This is a genomic window from Spirillospora sp. NPDC048819, from assembly GCF_040650055.1.
Taxonomy (GTDB): Bacteria; Actinomycetota; Actinomycetes; order Streptosporangiales; family Streptosporangiaceae; genus Spirillospora.
This window is the reverse complement of sequence record NZ_JBEZGN010000004.1, coordinates 17911-33163: the sequence shown is the minus strand read 5'-3', so window position 1 is coordinate 33163 and position 15253 is coordinate 17911. Positions and strand designations below refer to the sequence as shown.

Below are 15253 nucleotides of genomic sequence, written 5' to 3'. Positions count from 1 at the left end.
CACGTCCACACGTGCCCATTGACCAGTACGCGACCCCTGCAGTCCACCCTGTCGACCGAGGCGTCGGGACATACCTTGTCTCGTAGCCCAGAAGCACGTTCATCGTGGTTGCTGCGGCCTCACTTTCCTCGGCCAGGGCCCGAGGTCCGCGTACGCGCTGGGCAGCCGGCACCCGGTGCGGGACCCCGCGCTGGCCGTGGGCCTGTCCATGTCCACCTACTACGCCTTCGACCGCGGGCTCGGGCTTGCCCTGCCGGCCGGCGTCCTGGAAGGGATCCTGCCGTAATGGGAGCCGTCGGCGACCTGCTCGGCGGCTTCGCCACCGCCGCCACGCCGGTCAACCTGTTGTACGCCCTGATCGGCGTGGCCCTCGGCACCGCGGTGGGGGTGCTTCCCGGCATCGGACCCGCGATGACCGTCGCCCCGCTGCTGCCCCTCACCTACAGCCTGGACCCCACGGGCGCGTTCATCATGTTCGCCGGCATCTACTACGGCGGCATGTACGGCGGTTCCACCACGTCCATCCTGCTCAACACCCCCGGCGAGAGCGCCTCGGTGATCACCGCGATCGAGGGCAACCGGATGGCCCGAGCGGGACGCGCCGCGCAGGCCCTGGCCACCGCCGCGATCGGCTCGTTCGTGGCGGGCGCCATCGCCACCGCGCTGCTGGCCTTCGCCGCCCCGCAGATCGTCAAGGTGGCGTTGGACATCGGGGCCCAGGACCATTTCGCGATCATGGTGCTGGCCTTCGTCGCGTCGGCCACCGTGCTCGGCGCCTCCCGGATCCGCGGCCTCGCCTCGTGGTGCCGGTCGGCCGGCCCTGGATGAGCCGGGACGACTGGCGCCGTTCCATCGGCCCCTGGCTGCGTGGAACCGCGATCGGCTTTCCGTTCGGCGCCGTCCCGGCCGGCGGCGCCGAGATCCCCACGTTCCTGTCCTACGTCACGGAGAAGAGGCTCTCCCGCAAGCCCGAGGAGTTCGGCCACGGTGCCATCGAAGGCGTCGCGGGACCGGAGGCCGCCAACAACGCCTCGGCCGCGGGCACGCTGATGCCGATGCTCGCGCTCGGGCTGCCCACCACGGCGACGGCGGCGGTCATGCTGGCCGCCCTGCAGCAGTACGGCATCCAGCCGGGTCCGCTGCTGCTGCAGCGAGAGCCCGAGCTGGTGTGGGGCCTGATCGCCAGTCTCTTCATCGGCAACACGCTGCTGCTGGCCCTCAATCTGCCGCTGGCCCCCGCCTGGGCGAGGCTGCTGCGGCTGCCCCGCCCGTACCTGTACGCGGGCATCCTCTGCTTCGCCGGCCTGGGCGCGTACGCGGTCAACGGCTCGGCCGTCGACCTCGTCGTCCTCCTCGCGCTCGGCGGCCTCGGCCTGATGATGCGCCGCTACGGCCTTCCCATGGTCCCCGCGATCATCGGCGTGATCCTCGGCCCGCGTGCCGACCAGGAACTCCGGCGCGCCTTGCAGATCAGTGACGGTGCGCTGTCCGGACTCGTGGACACTCCGTTCTCGGTGACCGTCTACGGACTCGTCCTGCTGCTGGTGACCTGGCCGCTGCTGCGCTCGGCATTGCGGCGGGCGCCGGTCCGCCCCAGGCCGGGTCAGCCGGACGATCCATAAGACAGATCGACGGGGCTCAGGACGCCGGTTCCTGAAACTGCTAGGCCTCCGGTGTCCTGCTCCCGCCGACCGTCCAGTGGCAGGTCAGTGGAGACGCGCCGCGGCCGACCAAGCAGCCGGGGGCTACTTTCTGCTGTGGCAGGTACGCCCAGGCAGTTCCTGGACGGCCTTATTTCAGCGTGGCGCGCAGGGTTCATCTTGGGCTTTGTCGGGAGGCGGCGGCCCGGCTACTTCCTGGCCATCCTCCGTGTTCGGCGCGACGGCCTGGGGGTCGAGGTCGGCGCTGACCACGGAAGCCCCGGCTGCGGCACCGGTCGGCCGCCTTCGCCACCTGTGACGCCGACCGCTGTCCACATATGCGCCCCGGCCGGGATCGGTAATGACGATTAGCGCGAAGAGGATGAACGTCCCGCCGAGGACGATCCGCGCATCGAGTCGTTCGCCGAAGACGGATACACCGATGATGGCGGCCCAGACCGGCTCGAGGACCATGATGATCGAGGCCGTCGGCGCCGGCAGGTGGGCTTGGGCCCAGGTCTGCCCGAGCAGTGCGATGCCTCCGGCGAGGATCGCCAGATAGAGAAAGGCGGGGACGTCACGGGCCTCCGGCAGTTGGACGCCGTCGATGGATGCGACGGCGAGGAAGGCGAGCCCCATGGTCCCCAGTTGGACGACGGCGAGCGCGTAGGCGGTCCGCGCTCGTGACCAGCGTCCGAGGGCGAGAATGTGGGCGGCGTACAGCGAGGCCGCGAAGAGCGTGAGCATCTCGCCCCATCCGACGGAGAACCCTCGCAGAGACATGACTGCGACGCCTGCGGTTGCGAGGACCGTCGCGATGGCGGTTGGGCGGGACGGCAGTTTGCGAGCGAACAGGCAGACCAGGAGAGGGGTGAACACCACATACATGGACACGACGAAGGCGGACACCGTCGGGGCGGTGTGCTGCAGGCCGACGAACTGAAGGTACTGGCCGGTGAAGTACATGAACCCGAGACCGACACCCAAGCCGACCACGCGCCATCCCGCGCGCAGGAGCGCCGCCGGTCGCACGAGCCCGACGACGAGCGCGGCCGTGAGAAACCGGAGCGCCAGGAAATCCGGGACCGGCAGCCGGGTGAGCAGGTCCTTGGAAACGGGGAAGGTCGAGCCCCACACCGCGGTGACGGCCACAAGCGCACCGACCGCCAGGGCCAGACGGAGGTCACGTCGGGCGGACATGGGCGGTCACAGCTGCAGAGCCTTGGTCTCCAGGAACTCCTCGATGCCCCAGCGCCCCAGCTCGCGGCCGTTCCCGGAACGTCCGTAGCCGCCGAAGGGGGCGGCCGGGTTGAAGGCGCCGCCGTTGACGTCGACCTGGCCGGTGCGAAGGCGGCGAGCGATCGCCAGGGCCGCCTCCTGGTCCGGTCCCCATACGGCGCCGGCCAGTCCGTAGGGCGTGGCGTTGGCGAGTGCGACCGCCTCCTCGATGCTGTCGTAAGGCTGGATGGTCAGAACGGGTCCGAACACCTCCTCTTGGACGATCTCCGCGTCGGGCGCGACGTCGGTGACGACGGTCGGCCACACGTAGTGGCCGCGGGTCAGGCCTGCGGGGCGCTCCGTCCCGCCGGTGACGATCCGGGCGCCATCGGCCACGGCTCGCTCGATGAAGCCCGTGACGGTGTGCCGCTGGGCCGGCGACACGACGGGCCCGAGGTCCGTCTCGGGCTGGGTCGGGTCACCCACGACGAGCGCACCGGCACGCGCTGCGGCAAGCTGCGTTGCGGCTTCGAGGTCTGTGCGCGGCACGAGGAGCCGAGTCCATGCTGTGCAGGTCTGGCCGGAGTTGAGCATGGCCGCTTCGACGGACGCGTGTACGGCCGGCTCCAGATCGGTTCCGGGGAGGATCACGCTCGCGGACTTGCCGCCGAGTTCGAGGCTGACGCGCTTGATGCTCGCTGCGGCGAGGGCCGCGACGCGGGCGCCGACCAGGGTGGAGCCGGTGAAGGAGATCGCGTCGACGGCCGGATGGCCGGCGAGTGCCTCTCCGACGACCCGTCCCGGACCGGGGATGAGATTGAAGACCCCTGCGGGGACGCCCGCTTCGTCGATCGCGTCGGTGATCAGGTATGCGGACAGCGGCGTCAACTCGGCCGGTTTGAGCACGACGGTGGCGCCGGCGACGAGGGCGCCGCCGATCTTGGCGAGGACTTGGTAGAAGGGGTAGTTCCACGGCGTGATGCAGGCGGCGACGCCGATGCCCTCGCGCAGGACGAGGGAGTTCCCGACGCGCTCCTCCCACGCCAGGCTCTCGGCGGCGTCGAGATAGGCGCGCAGAACGGCCAGACCTGGGTCGACGTGCGCTTCTCGGGCCACGCGGACGGGTGCGCCGATCTCGGCGACGATCGTCTCCAGGAGCAGGTCCCGTCGGCGTTCGAGTCCGGTGCGGACCCGCTCGAGCACGGCCAGCCGTTCGGGCAACGGCATGGCCGACCAGGAGGGAAAGGCCGCCCCCGCCGCGGAGATCGCCGCCTCGGCGTCCTCGGCGCCGGCGTCCGCGGCGGCCCCGATCATGGTTTCGGTCGCCGGGTTCTCGACCTCCAGGATCCGGCCGCCCGCTGTCTCACGCCACCGGCCGTCGACGTACACCGCCGATCGGGCCCACTCGGGGCGGCGGTCACCGTCGACCGCCCCGGCGTCTTGCCGCCGGGTGCTCACGCCCGGCCCGAGGAGCCGGAGTAGACGGCCTTGCCGAGCCACTGGCCGCCGTCGACCGAGAGCACGTCGACGTTCCCTCCCCCGGCGGCGTAGCGTACGGCGATGGCACGGCCGATGCCCGAGCCGCCTCCCGTGACGACGGCGACCCGGTCGGTGAACTCGGCGAGCGGGGACTTCTCGATCACGGGTCGACTTCCTTCACTGGGCCGGTGGGCTTGTGCGGGTTCGGCGCGGCGGCCAGGACGAGGGCGTCGACGGCGATCGCGCCCTCGGGGCCGGCTCGGAGCGGATTGACCTCGCACTCGACGACGCCGGCGTCCTCTGCGATGAGACGGGACACGGCCGCGATGCTCTCGGCGACCGCATCGAGGTCGACGGCCTGGCGCCCACGGAATCCAGTGAGCAGGGGCAGGCCGACGAGCGACTCCACGAGGCGGCGGGCCTCGCCCACGCCGACGGGCGCGAGTGCGAGAGCGACGTCCCGGTAGAGCTCGGCCTGCACGCCGCCGATCCCGACGAGGACGACGGGCCCGAAAGCGCTGTCGCGCCGGGCGCCGACGATGAGCTCGACGGCGTCCGCGCGGGCGTCCATTTCCTCGAGGACGTAGTCGCCCTCCCCCAGCCGGGCGACCATGTCGGAGAGGGCGGCGCCGACGGCTTCCGGGCTGGACAGGCCGACCGCCACGCCGCCGACGTCCGTCTTGTGCTCCAGCCAGCCGGCCTTCAGGACGAAGGGACCCGACATGGCTCGCACCGCGGCGCCGGCGTCCTCGGGAGTCCGGACCGGGACGGCGCGCGGGTAGTTGAGGCCCGCGCCGGCGAGGATGTCGCGACCCGCAAGGTAGGGAAGTGCCTCACCGACCTCGCTGAGCGGTATGGCGGGGACGGGGGGCTGCGGAGTGTCCGGCGGGGCAGAGCGTACGAGATCGACCGCGAGCCCGAGGGACCGGGCCACCGCGTCGATCGTGAAGAGCGCGGGGACGGCGCGGGCGCGCAGCTCCCGCACCACTTCGGAATCGTGGCTCATGCTGTGGACGATCACGGGACACCCGTGCTCGGCGACGGACAACGCCAGGCCCGCGGCGACTTCGAGCTCCCGCTCCACGAGCGTCGGGGTGTCCGCGCCGTAGCAGCCGAAATAGCCCGACAGCACGACCGCGTCGACTTCGCCGCTGCGCACGAGCGCGTCGACGATCCGCGCGTACGTGTCGAGGTCCTGCTCCCCCGCTCCGGCCAGGTCGATGGGGTTGGCGGCCCCGGCGCCTTCGGGCAGCAGGGCGGAGACGGCGGCCCGGGTCGGGTCCGAGAGCCGGGGAACGGCGAGCCGGTGGCGGGCCATCGTGTCCGCGGCGATGGCTCCCTGGCCACCGCTGTCGCTGACGATCGCGACGCGGCCGCCGGCCGGGAGGGGGCTGCCGGCCAGCATGTGCGCGAGGTCGATCGCCTGGGCCGGGGTCTCGACGAGGACCGCGCCGGCGGCCCGGCAGGCCGCCGCGACGACGTCCGTCGACGCCGTGAGCGCCCCGGTGTGGGATCGGGCCGCGGCGCGGCTGGCGTCGCTGGCGCCCACCGTGAGGACGATGACCCGCTTGTCCGCAGCGCGGAGCCGGGTCATGACGTCCACGAGTTCGCGGCCCGCGCTGAAGCTCTCAAGGTAGAGGACGACGGTCCGGGTCGCGTCGTGTGAGAGGAGGTCGGCGAGCAGGTCGGCCGCGGTGACGTCGATCTGGTTGCCGATCGAGACGAACCGGGAGACGCCGAGTCCCGCGTGGGCCGCGAGCCCGGCCAGTTCGAGACCGAGCTGGCCGGACTGCGACACGATCGCGATGCTGCCCGGGACGAAGGAGCCCCAGGCGAGCTCGAGCTCGGATTCCGCGTCATACAAGCCGAGGCAGTTCGGCCCGACGATGCGGGCGCCGGCCCGGCGGATCCGGCCGGCGAGCCGCTCCTCCAGCCCGGGCTCGCCGTTGGCGAGATCGATGTGGGCGGTGATCCCGAGGAAGCCCTTGACCCCCAGGGCGAGTGCCCCGTCGACGACGGCGGGGATCGTTCTCGCCGGGGCGGTCAGGACGACGAGCTCGGGCACGGAGGGCAGGTCGGCGAGCGAGCGCGCCGACTGGACGCCGTCGATGACGGCGCCCTTCGCGTTGACGAGGTGCACGTCCCGGCGGTGGGCGCCGCGGAGGGCCCCGCGGGCGATCCAATAGCCCCACTTGGCGGGATCGGGCGAGGCGCCGACGACGGCGACCGACTTCGGGTCGGAGAAGACCGACAGGGAGTCGCTCATCGCGCGGCCACGGCCCGCGAGATGATGAGGCGCTGGATGTCGGAGGTGCCCTCCTCGATCTCCTCGAGCTTGGCGTCCCGCAGCCACTTCTCGACGAGGAACTCCCGCGAGTAGCCCCAGCCGCCGTGCGTCATCAGTCCCGCGTTGGCCACCCACGTCGTGTTCTCCGACGCCGTCAGCTTCGCGATCGCCGAGGCGGCGGTGGCCGGCTTGCCCGCGTCGTGCAGACGGGCGGCCCGCATGGTGACGACGTGGGAGATGTCGGTCTTCGCGGCCATGTCGGCGAGCCGGAAGGCCACGGCCTGGTGCTCGATGATCGGCTTGCCGAACTGGGTGCGCTCCCGCGCGTACTGCACCGCGTCCTCGAGGATCGCCCGGGACAGGCCCGTCGCGGCCGCGCCGATGAGGATCCGGGACGCGTCGAAGGTGTGCATGAGCCCGTAGAAGCCCTTGCCCTCCTCACCGAGCCGGTTCTCGACCGGCACACGGACGTTCTCGAGGAAGACCTCCGCATTGAGGGTGCCCCGTTGGCCGTACTTCTTCATGGGGGCGCCGACGGTGACGCCCTCGCGGTCGCGCTCGACCACGAACGCGGTCACCCCGCGGGAGCGCAGGCCGGGGTCGAAGGTGGCGAAAACGACGAAGTACTGCGACAGGGGGGCGTTCGAGATCCACGTCTTCAGCCCGTTGAGGACGTAGTGGTCTCCGTCGCGGACCGCGCGCGTCTGCAGGCCGGCCGCGTCTGACCCCACGTCCGGCTCCGTTACGGCGACGCTGGTCACCGGCGGTGTGGATCCCGTGAGGGGGGTGATCCACTTCTTCTTCTGCTCGTCGGTGCCCAAGGAGAGAATCGGGTCGGCGAAGAACGAGCTCGACGTGAGGAAGTTGGCGATGCCGATGTCACCGTGGCACAGCTCCTCCTGGACGAGGCACTGGGTCACGAGGTCGGTCACGCCTCCGCCCCCGTACTCGGTGGGCAGCATGTAGGCGGCGAGGCCGATCTCGGCGGCCTTGGCCCACAGGTCCATGGGCGCCTCTGTGTCCGCCTCGTCGATGGCGCGCGAGCGCGGGCGGATCTCGTTCCGGGCGAAGTCGCGGGCGAGGGCGACGAACTCGCGTTGTTCGTCGCTCAGCTCGATCCCGTCGGTGAGGTCGTAGGACACGATTGGGCTCCCAATCCGAATATTTGATTGACCCGTCAGTTATATATTGATGATCATGTGACAGCGCTCAATACGCTGTCAAGGGATTCAAGGGCCGGTTTGCTCGGCCCCCCGGTCGGACGAAGTGCTCAGCCGATGGCGGCTTGAGCCGGCTCGGCGGACATCATCTCGAGCAGGTGGTCGCAGACGCTCCGCATCCGGCGGATCGTCATGTGCCGCGAACCGACGAGGGCTTGGATCGCGAGGCCGTCGATCATGCTGACCAGGGTGTTGGCGAGCACGATCGGGTCCCCGGAGATGATCAGTCCTTCGGCTTGGCCGGCGCGGATGATCTCGGCGATGACGCCGCGCCATTCGCCGTAGATCCGCTCGTTGAGTTCGCGAAGATCGGGGACGTGCAGTGCCTCGACCCAGGTTTCGGCCCAGACACGCCAGGCGGCCGCGGTCTCCTCGTCGTGCGGAAGATAGGAGTCGACGAAAGCGTGCAGCCGGTCCCGGGCGTTGTCGTGCCTGGCCAGGATCGACTTACGCCGTTCCAGTGATCGGGAGAAGTTCCATTCGAATGCCGCGTGCACGAGGTCGCGTTTGGTCTCGAAGTAATAGTGAACCGAGCCGGTGCTGATCTTGGCGTGCCTGGCCACGTCAGTCACGCGCAGCGCCTTGTAGCCCTTCTCACTGACAACCGCGCAAGCCGCCCGCAGAATCTGTTCGCGGCGCTCGGCTTCGACGCTCGGTCGTGGCATCCGTTCTCACCTCGTGTGGCTGTAGTGGTCAGGTTGTCAGAGCGCCTTGGCTCGGTCCAGCACCGGCTTCGTTAGGGAATGTCCGCCCGTCACCGTCGGCTTTCCCTCGATGACGACGGAGACGGGCCGGCCATGGATGTGCCATTCGGCGACGTTTCGAGCCTGTTCGAGTACATAATCGAGGCTGCTGGCCGCCGACAGGTACGCCACGTGCGGCGTAGCCAGCACTCGCGGGTGCCGAACGAGCGGGTCGTCCGGCTCCGGGGGCTCCTGCGGCAGCACATCGAGGGCCGCACCGGACATGCGCCCCTCCTCCAGGCACTGCATGAGCCCGCGATGGTCGACGAGGCCGGCGCGTGACACGTTCACGATCGACGCGCCCTTGCGCATCAAGCCGAGTCGCCGCGAGTCCAGCAGGCCCCAGGTGGCGTCGGTGAGGGGCAGGTGCAGGCTGACGACGTCACTGCACGCCAGCAACGTGTCGAGCCCGAGCGATTCGACGCCGTCCACGGTGGTGACGACGGGGTCATGACCGACGACGCGGCCGACGAGCGGGCGAACGCAGTCCGCGTAGCGCCGTCCGATCCGTCCGAGCCCGATGACACCGACGGTCACCTCCGAGAGCCGACGCAGCTCGTGCCTGGTCCCGTCCCACACACCCGCCCGGACGTCGTGATGCAGCTGAGGCAGTCCCCGGAGGAGCGCGAGCGTCATGGCGAGTGCGTGCGACGCGACTTCTTCGGTCGCGGCTCCCGGAACATTGGTGACCCAGATGCCGCGTTCCCGGCAAGCGTCGAGATCCACCATGTCGTAACCCGCCGACTGCGCGGCGACGAGGCGCACCCTGGGGAGGGCGTCCAGGAGCGCCCGGCCGACCTCGGCGTAGCCGAGCAGGAGCGCGACGGCATCCTCGGCGACGGTCACGATGTCCGCGGGTGCAGGACTGCGCGCGAACCGCACCGTGAATCCGGCCTGCTCCAGCAGCTCGACGCCCGGAGCCGGGTCCGTGTCCACAAGGTCGGTGTAAACCGCGACGGGCTTCCTCATGACATGCCCTCCGCGGCTCGGCTCTCCTCGTGGATGTGGATCAGCGTGGGCCGGTCCGCTTCCAAGGCGACCTTGATCTCGCCGGTCAGTTCAGCGACTTCGACCCGGACGCCGTGACAGCCCAGCGAGCGGGCGAGCGAGGGGAAGTCGGCTCGGCCGAGAGCCACGGCGTGGACCGGTTCGTTCCTGTCCGCCATCTCGTTGCGGATCTCGCCGTAGCCCCCGTTGTCGACGACGATGACGGGCAGCGCGATTCCGAGTTCGGCCGCCGAGGCGAGCTCGGCGACGGTGAACATGGCGCCTCCGTCGCCCTGGACGGCGATCACGGCGATGTCGGGGTGTGCGATCTTGGCTCCGATGCCCGCCGGCAGGGCGAAGCCGAGCGTGCCGCCCCCGGTCGGGTAGAGGAAGGCGCCGGGCCGGTAGAGGGGGAGGTTCGACAGTGCGCCGTAGTAACACGCCATCGCGCTGTCGGTCGCCACGATCGCGTCGCGGGGCAGCGCCTCCGCGATCGCGGACATGATCTGCAGCCAGGGTGCGCCCTCGGCCCGGGCGGCCGCCCGGTGCAGGTCCCGCCACCGCGCGGCCCGTCGCGCTCCGTCAGGCGGCGTCGAGAGATCGAGTTGCGCCCGCAAAGCTCGGAGCGTGATGGCGGCGTCTCCCACGAGGGACACCTCCGGCACCACATTGGTGATGATCGCCGCCGGGTCGACGTCCACGCGCAGCACCTTGCCGGAGAGGTCGGGCAGGCCGATCCACCAGTCGGAGGGGGCGAACTCGGTTCCCACCGCGATGACCAGGTCGCTGTCGGTCATGAGGTCGAGGACGCACTGGTGCTGGAGGCCCGCGCCCACGAAGAGCGGGTGGTCCTCGGGAATGATCCCCTTTCCGTTGGCGGTGGAGACGATCGGGGCGCCGACGGTCTCCGCCAGCGAGACCGCCTCGCCGCCGGCCCGCGCCGCTCCCCCGCCGACGAGGAGGACCGGCCGCCGCGCGGCGGCGCAGGCCGCCGCGCCCTCCGTGACCGGCTCTGACGCGGGAGTGCGGGCCGCGGCGGGGACGGGGCCGACCACGGTCACGTCCGCCTGCTCTTCAAGCAGGTCGAGCGGGATCTCCAGATGGACCGGACGCGGTCGTCCGGAGGTCAGGTCGGTCCATGCCTGGGCCACCGCGAGGGGGATCTCCTCGACGCTCGTCACCCGGTGGCTCAGGCCGAGGATGGCCGCCATGGCGCCGCTCTGGTCCTTGATCTCGTGGAGCAGTCCGTTGCCCCGCCCCGGATGACGCAGCGGCATGCCGGGTGACACGAAGAGGACCGGCACCGAGTCCGAGTACGCCTGTGCCGCGGCCGCGGCCGCGTTGAGGATCGCCGGGCCGGTCGTGGTCAGGCAGACGCCCGGCCGTCCGGAAGACCGGGCGTAGCCGTCCGCGGCGTAACCGGCGCCCTGTTCGTGCCGAGGCGAGACGTGCCGGATCCCGTGCCGGTCCATGGCCGCGTAGACCGTGAGGTTGTGCGTGCCGGGAATCCCGAAGATCGTGTCCACGCCATGGGCGGCCAGTGCGGCGACGAGCGCCTCGCCGCCTGTCATCGTTGCCATGCTGCTCCGTCCTTCCGGGTCAGTCGAGGACGCATGCGTCGCGGACGTCCCAGTACGCGTTCACTCGCGCTCCGGGAACGACCCCGTCCGGGGAGCGGGGCACTTCAGTGCGCGCGACCAGATGCAGGCCGGCGTCGGTGGACAGCTGCACGGTGCGGCTGCTGCCAAGGTAGATGCAGTCGTCCACGGTCGCCTCGACATGGTCCATGTCGTCGGGGACGGGGGCGCTCACGGTGGCGATGTTGAGGCGCTCCGGCCGGACCATGAGGGAACTGCCGTGCTGGCCGGCGGCCCCCTCGAGCCGATAGCTCCGCCCGCTGACGCCGTCGACGAAGGTCCTTCCCTGGACCGTGCCGGTGAAGATGTTCGAGACCCCGACGAACTCCGCGCTGTAGCGGCAGTTCGGCTCGGCATAGAGCTGCTCGGGTGTGCCGAGCTGGACGATGCGCCCATGGCGCAGCAGAGCGATCCGGTCGGACATCGTCAGCGCTTCGTCCTGGTCGTGCGTCACGAAGACGAAGGTGATGCCCATCTCCTGGTGGAGCCGCCGGATCTCCAGCTGGAGCTGCTCGCGCAGCAGCTTGTCGAGGGCCCCGAGGGGCTCGTCCATGAGCAGGACACGGGGGCGGAAGACGATGGCCCGGGCGAGGGCCACGCGCTGCTGCTGACCGCCCGAGAGTTCGGACGGACGCCGGCCGCCGAGGTGGCCGAGCTCGACCAGTTCGAGGGCCTCGGCCACCCGTCGCCGGATCTCCCCCTTGGCGACCTTCTGCCGTTTGAGGGGGAACGCGACGTTGTCGGCGACCGACATGTGCGGGAAGAGCGCGTAGTGCTGGGACACCATCCCGAAGCCGCGCTTGTGCGGCGGCCGAGAGGTGATGTCCCGGCCGTCCACCGTGACGGTGCCGCCCGTGGGTTGCGTGAAGCCGGCGATGATGTTCAGCAGGGTGGACTTGCCCGAGCCGGAGGCGCCGAGCAGGGTGAGGAACTCGCCCGCGCGGACGTCGAGGTCGACCGCCTCGAGCACGGTGTTGTCGCCGTACTTCTTGCTCACTGCGTTGATGGAGATCGGGGCGCCGGTCGACGTCTGGGCGGGCGTCTCGAGGGCTGCGGTCATGTCATGCACCTGTGTTCGTTGCGGGATCTGCCATGCGGCGGCGGACGAGTCGTTGGATCAGCCGGGTCAGGCCGAGGACGATGAACGAGCCGAAGATGACGAGCAGCACGAGCGTCGAGATGGCCGCGACCGTGGGATCGATCTGGACCCTGATGCCGGACCACATCTGCACCGGGAGGGTCGTCATGTCCGGGCCGGAGAGGAAGATCGCGGTCACGACCTCGTCCCAGCTGATGAAGAAGGCGAACAGTCCGCCGGCGAGGACGCTCGGGAGGATGAGCGGGAGGGTCACCTTGAAGAAGGTCGTGACCGGTCCCGCGCCGAGACTCATCGCGGCCATTTCGAGCCGCCGGTCGACCGAGACCAGCCCCGCCGCGACGTTGATGACGACGTAGGGCACGGCCAGGCACGTGTGGACCAGGACGAACCCGAGTGTCGTCTGGGTGAGGCCGAGCTGGAGGAAGGCGATATAGGACGCCAGGCCGATGATGACGTAGGGGACGATGAGCGGAGCCAGCAGGACCGCGGTGATCGTGTTGCGGAACGGAATGCGGCCGCGCACCAAGGCGAGAGCAGCGAGGACGCCCAGGACGACCGCGCACGCCGCCGACAGGAGTGCCACCTGGAGGCTCGCCAGCGCCGAGTCGAGCCAGACCGGCTCGTCCAGGATGTTATGGAACCACCGGAGCGACATCTCGCCGGGCGGGAAGGTGAGGAAGGAACTGTCCGAGAAGGACATCGGAACGACGATGAGGACCGGCAGGATGAGGTAGGCGCCGATGATGACGGCGAGGGCCACGAGCCCAGTGCGGGTGAGGGTCTTGGTCATGGCCGCCTCATCAGGTGTTTCTGGAGGTCCACGAACCTGCCGGCGATCACGAGCAGGAGAAGGGTCGTGAGGAGGAGCAGGGTCGCGAGGGCCGCGGCGAAGCCGAAACGGAGCACGGTGCTGACCTGCTGCACGATCAACTCGCCGATCATCGTGTTCTTCGGACCGCCGAGAAGCGCCGGAGTGATGTAGTACCCGAGCGCCTGGATGAACGTGAGCAGGGCCGCCGCCGCGACCCCGGGAGCGCTGAGGGGGACGAAGATTCTCCAGAAGGCGCCGGCGGGACGGTCGCCGAGGGACTCGGCCGCCTGGAGCAGTCGGCGGTCGATGCCCTGCATGGTCGCGTACATGGGCAGGACCGCGAAGGGCAGCGCGACCTGGACCATGCCGAAGACGACACCGGTGAGCGTGCGGATCAGCGGGATCGGCTGGTCGATCACGCCGGCCGTCTCGAGCGTGGAGTTGAAGGCGCCGGTGTCCCGGAGGAAGAGGACGAGCGCGAAGCTGCGCACGAGGATGCTCGTCCAGAACGGGACGAGCACGAGCCCGAGCATGATCATTCGCCAGACGGGGCCGACGAGGGTCATGAGGTAGGCGTAGGGGTAGGCGAGCGCGAGGGTCACCGCTGTGACGATCACCGCGATGAGGAACGTGTTGCCGAGAACGCGCGGGTAGACGGCGTTCGCGAAGATGTCGCGGTAGTTCTGCAGGCCGAGACTCGGGTCCGTCAGGCTGCGGGACAGCATGACGACGAGCGGCAGCCCGAAGACGAGGACGAGGAAGACGAGGAGCGGCAGGATCAAGGCGCCCCATCCGTCGAAACGCATCCAACGGGACAGCCGAGACAGATGGAGCCGGCCCCGCAGTCCGCCCGTCGGAGAGTCTGCGGTGGCCGAGGTCACTGAGCGATCCACGCGTTAAGACGCTCGGTGACGCCGTCGTAGTTCTCGGCCCAGTAGCCGTAGTCGACAAGGCCTGCGGAGCGCTCCTCGTTGGCCGGGAAGCCGGGCAGTTCCTTGCGGACGTTCTCGGGCACGAACTCGAGCGCCTTGGCACTGGCCGGGCCGTAGATCGAGGCCTCGGCGTCCGCGGCCTGCGCCTTGAGGTTGTCGAGGAACCAGCGCATCCAGTCGAAGGCGAGGTTCTTGTTCGGATATCCCTTGGGCACCACGATCTGGTCGTACGACACGAGGTTGTCGTTCCACTCGTTGGCGACCTTCTCCCCCGCCTGCTGGGCTTGGAAGATCCGGCCGCTCCAGGCCTGGACGAGGGGGGCCTCGCCGCTGGCCAGCATCTGGGTCATCTGGTCGCCGGTGTCGAAGAAGACGATGTCGCTCTTGATCGAGTCGAGCTTCTTGAAGGCCCGGTCGATGTCGAGCGGGTAGAGCTGGTCCGGCGCAACGCCGTCGGCGAGGAGCGCGGCCTCGAACATGCCGCCGGTCGCGTACTTCCACAACCCTCGCTTGCCGGGGAACTTCTTCGTGTCGAAGAACTCGGCCCACGTCGTCGGGTGCGTCCCCGAGAAGGCGCCGGAGTTGTAGGCGATCGTGAAGGAGTACTGCAGGATCGGGATGGCGCATGGGCCGATCTGCTCCTCGGCGACGCCGGTCGCCTTGGCCTTGTCGAGAATGTCCTGCGGAAGCTTCTCGAGCAGGCCCGCCTCGCAGGCCGTGTTCGCGAAGTTCGGCTCCACCTCGGTGGGTCCCCAGGTGACCTTGCCGGCCTCCACCTGTGCCTTGATCTTGGCGTAGTCGGTCGGTGAGCCCTCCTTGATGGTGACGCCCTTGGTCTTGGCCCAGGGGGTGAAGTAGGAGTCGACGTGCGCCTTCTGAGCGGCGCCGCCCCACATGGTCACGGTGAGCGACGACTCTGATGCACCCGAACCGCTGCCGCCACAGGAGCTCAACGTGACGGCCAGCCCCGCCGCCGAGGCGATGGCGAGCGACTTCGTGATCTTCAATGCCCCTCCAGTGCGATTCTTGACTGATGCGTCAGTTAATGGGGTACACCGTGACCGGCCGCACGCTCGCTGTCAAGAGCTCCCGAGCAACTTCCCCACCACCGGACGCGCTCCGTCACGTCAGGCCCACGGCGCCGGCGAGGGGCGTTCCAGGCCGGTGCCGCGCACACCGAAAGCGCCCGTCCATGCAGGT

At 69.9% G+C, this 15253-nt stretch carries 14 protein-coding genes; 2 read left to right on the top strand and 12 right to left on the bottom strand.

Annotated features, from left to right (window positions below; genetic code table 11):
- The first annotated feature begins 285 nt into the window (after positions 1-285).
- Entirely contained in the window at positions 286-828 is a 543-nt protein-coding gene (locus AB0C35_RS08040) for a tripartite tricarboxylate transporter permease (RefSeq protein ID WP_358451908.1), read from the top strand.
- Positions 825-1622 carry a tripartite tricarboxylate transporter permease gene (locus AB0C35_RS08035; protein WP_358451906.1) on the top strand — a complete coding sequence of 266 codons (798 nt, stop codon included), beginning with the start codon at positions 825-827 and terminating at the stop codon, positions 1620-1622. Before AB0C35_RS08040 ends, AB0C35_RS08035 begins: the two co-directional genes overlap by 4 nt.
- A gap of 174 nt (positions 1623-1796) precedes the next feature.
- On the opposite strand, the gene AB0C35_RS08030 is transcribed toward AB0C35_RS08035, so the two are convergent.
- From AB0C35_RS08030 to AB0C35_RS07975, 12 genes are all read right to left on the bottom strand, one after another.
- Positions 1797-2840, bottom strand: coding sequence for a DMT family transporter (locus tag AB0C35_RS08030; RefSeq protein ID WP_358451904.1), 1044 nt, complete (start codon positions 2838-2840; stop codon positions 1797-1799).
- 6 nt (positions 2841-2846) lie between these two features.
- A complete protein-coding gene (locus AB0C35_RS08025; RefSeq protein ID WP_358451902.1) occupies positions 2847-4316 on the bottom strand; it encodes an aldehyde dehydrogenase family protein in 1470 nt (489 codons plus the stop codon).
- The gene (locus AB0C35_RS08020) at positions 4313-4501 is read right to left on the bottom strand and encodes a hypothetical protein (protein ID WP_358451900.1); all 189 of its coding nucleotides are present in this window, start codon (positions 4499-4501) and stop codon (positions 4313-4315) included. Before AB0C35_RS08020 ends, AB0C35_RS08025 begins: the two co-directional genes overlap by 4 nt.
- On the bottom strand, positions 4498-6603 hold the full coding sequence (locus tag AB0C35_RS08015) for an acetate--CoA ligase family protein (RefSeq protein WP_358451898.1): 2106 nt from the start codon (positions 6601-6603) through the stop codon (positions 4498-4500). Before AB0C35_RS08015 ends, AB0C35_RS08020 begins: the two co-directional genes overlap by 4 nt.
- Positions 6600-7766 (bottom strand): acyl-CoA dehydrogenase family protein, encoded by a 1167-nt coding sequence (locus AB0C35_RS08010; protein ID WP_358451896.1) that lies wholly within the window; start codon positions 7764-7766, stop codon positions 6600-6602. The genes AB0C35_RS08015 and AB0C35_RS08010 overlap by 4 nt, the downstream gene beginning before the upstream one ends.
- A gap of 128 nt (positions 7767-7894) precedes the next feature.
- A complete protein-coding gene (locus AB0C35_RS08005) occupies positions 7895-8509 on the bottom strand; it encodes a TetR/AcrR family transcriptional regulator (protein ID WP_358451894.1) in 615 nt (204 codons plus the stop codon).
- A 36-nt stretch (positions 8510-8545) separates the two neighbouring features.
- Positions 8546-9556, bottom strand: coding sequence for a C-terminal binding protein (locus AB0C35_RS08000; protein WP_358451892.1), 1011 nt, complete (start codon positions 9554-9556; stop codon positions 8546-8548).
- The gene (locus tag AB0C35_RS07995) at positions 9553-11154 is read right to left on the bottom strand and encodes a thiamine pyrophosphate-binding protein (protein ID WP_358451890.1); all 1602 of its coding nucleotides are present in this window, start codon (positions 11152-11154) and stop codon (positions 9553-9555) included. Before AB0C35_RS07995 ends, AB0C35_RS08000 begins: the two co-directional genes overlap by 4 nt.
- Positions 11155-11173: 19 nt before the next feature.
- Entirely contained in the window at positions 11174-12271 is a 1098-nt protein-coding gene (locus tag AB0C35_RS07990; protein WP_358451888.1) for an ABC transporter ATP-binding protein, read from the bottom strand.
- 1 nt (position 12272) lies between these two features.
- Positions 12273-13100: an ABC transporter permease gene (locus AB0C35_RS07985; RefSeq protein ID WP_358451886.1), complete on the bottom strand. Its 828-nt coding sequence runs from the start codon at positions 13098-13100 to the stop codon at positions 12273-12275.
- Positions 13097-13927 (bottom strand): ABC transporter permease, encoded by an 831-nt coding sequence (locus tag AB0C35_RS07980; protein WP_358451884.1) that lies wholly within the window; start codon positions 13925-13927, stop codon positions 13097-13099. Before AB0C35_RS07980 ends, AB0C35_RS07985 begins: the two co-directional genes overlap by 4 nt.
- A 71-nt stretch (positions 13928-13998) precedes the next feature.
- A complete protein-coding gene (locus AB0C35_RS07975) occupies positions 13999-15060 on the bottom strand; it encodes an ABC transporter substrate-binding protein (protein ID WP_358451882.1) in 1062 nt (353 codons plus the stop codon).
- Positions 15061-15253: the final 193 nt, after the last annotated feature.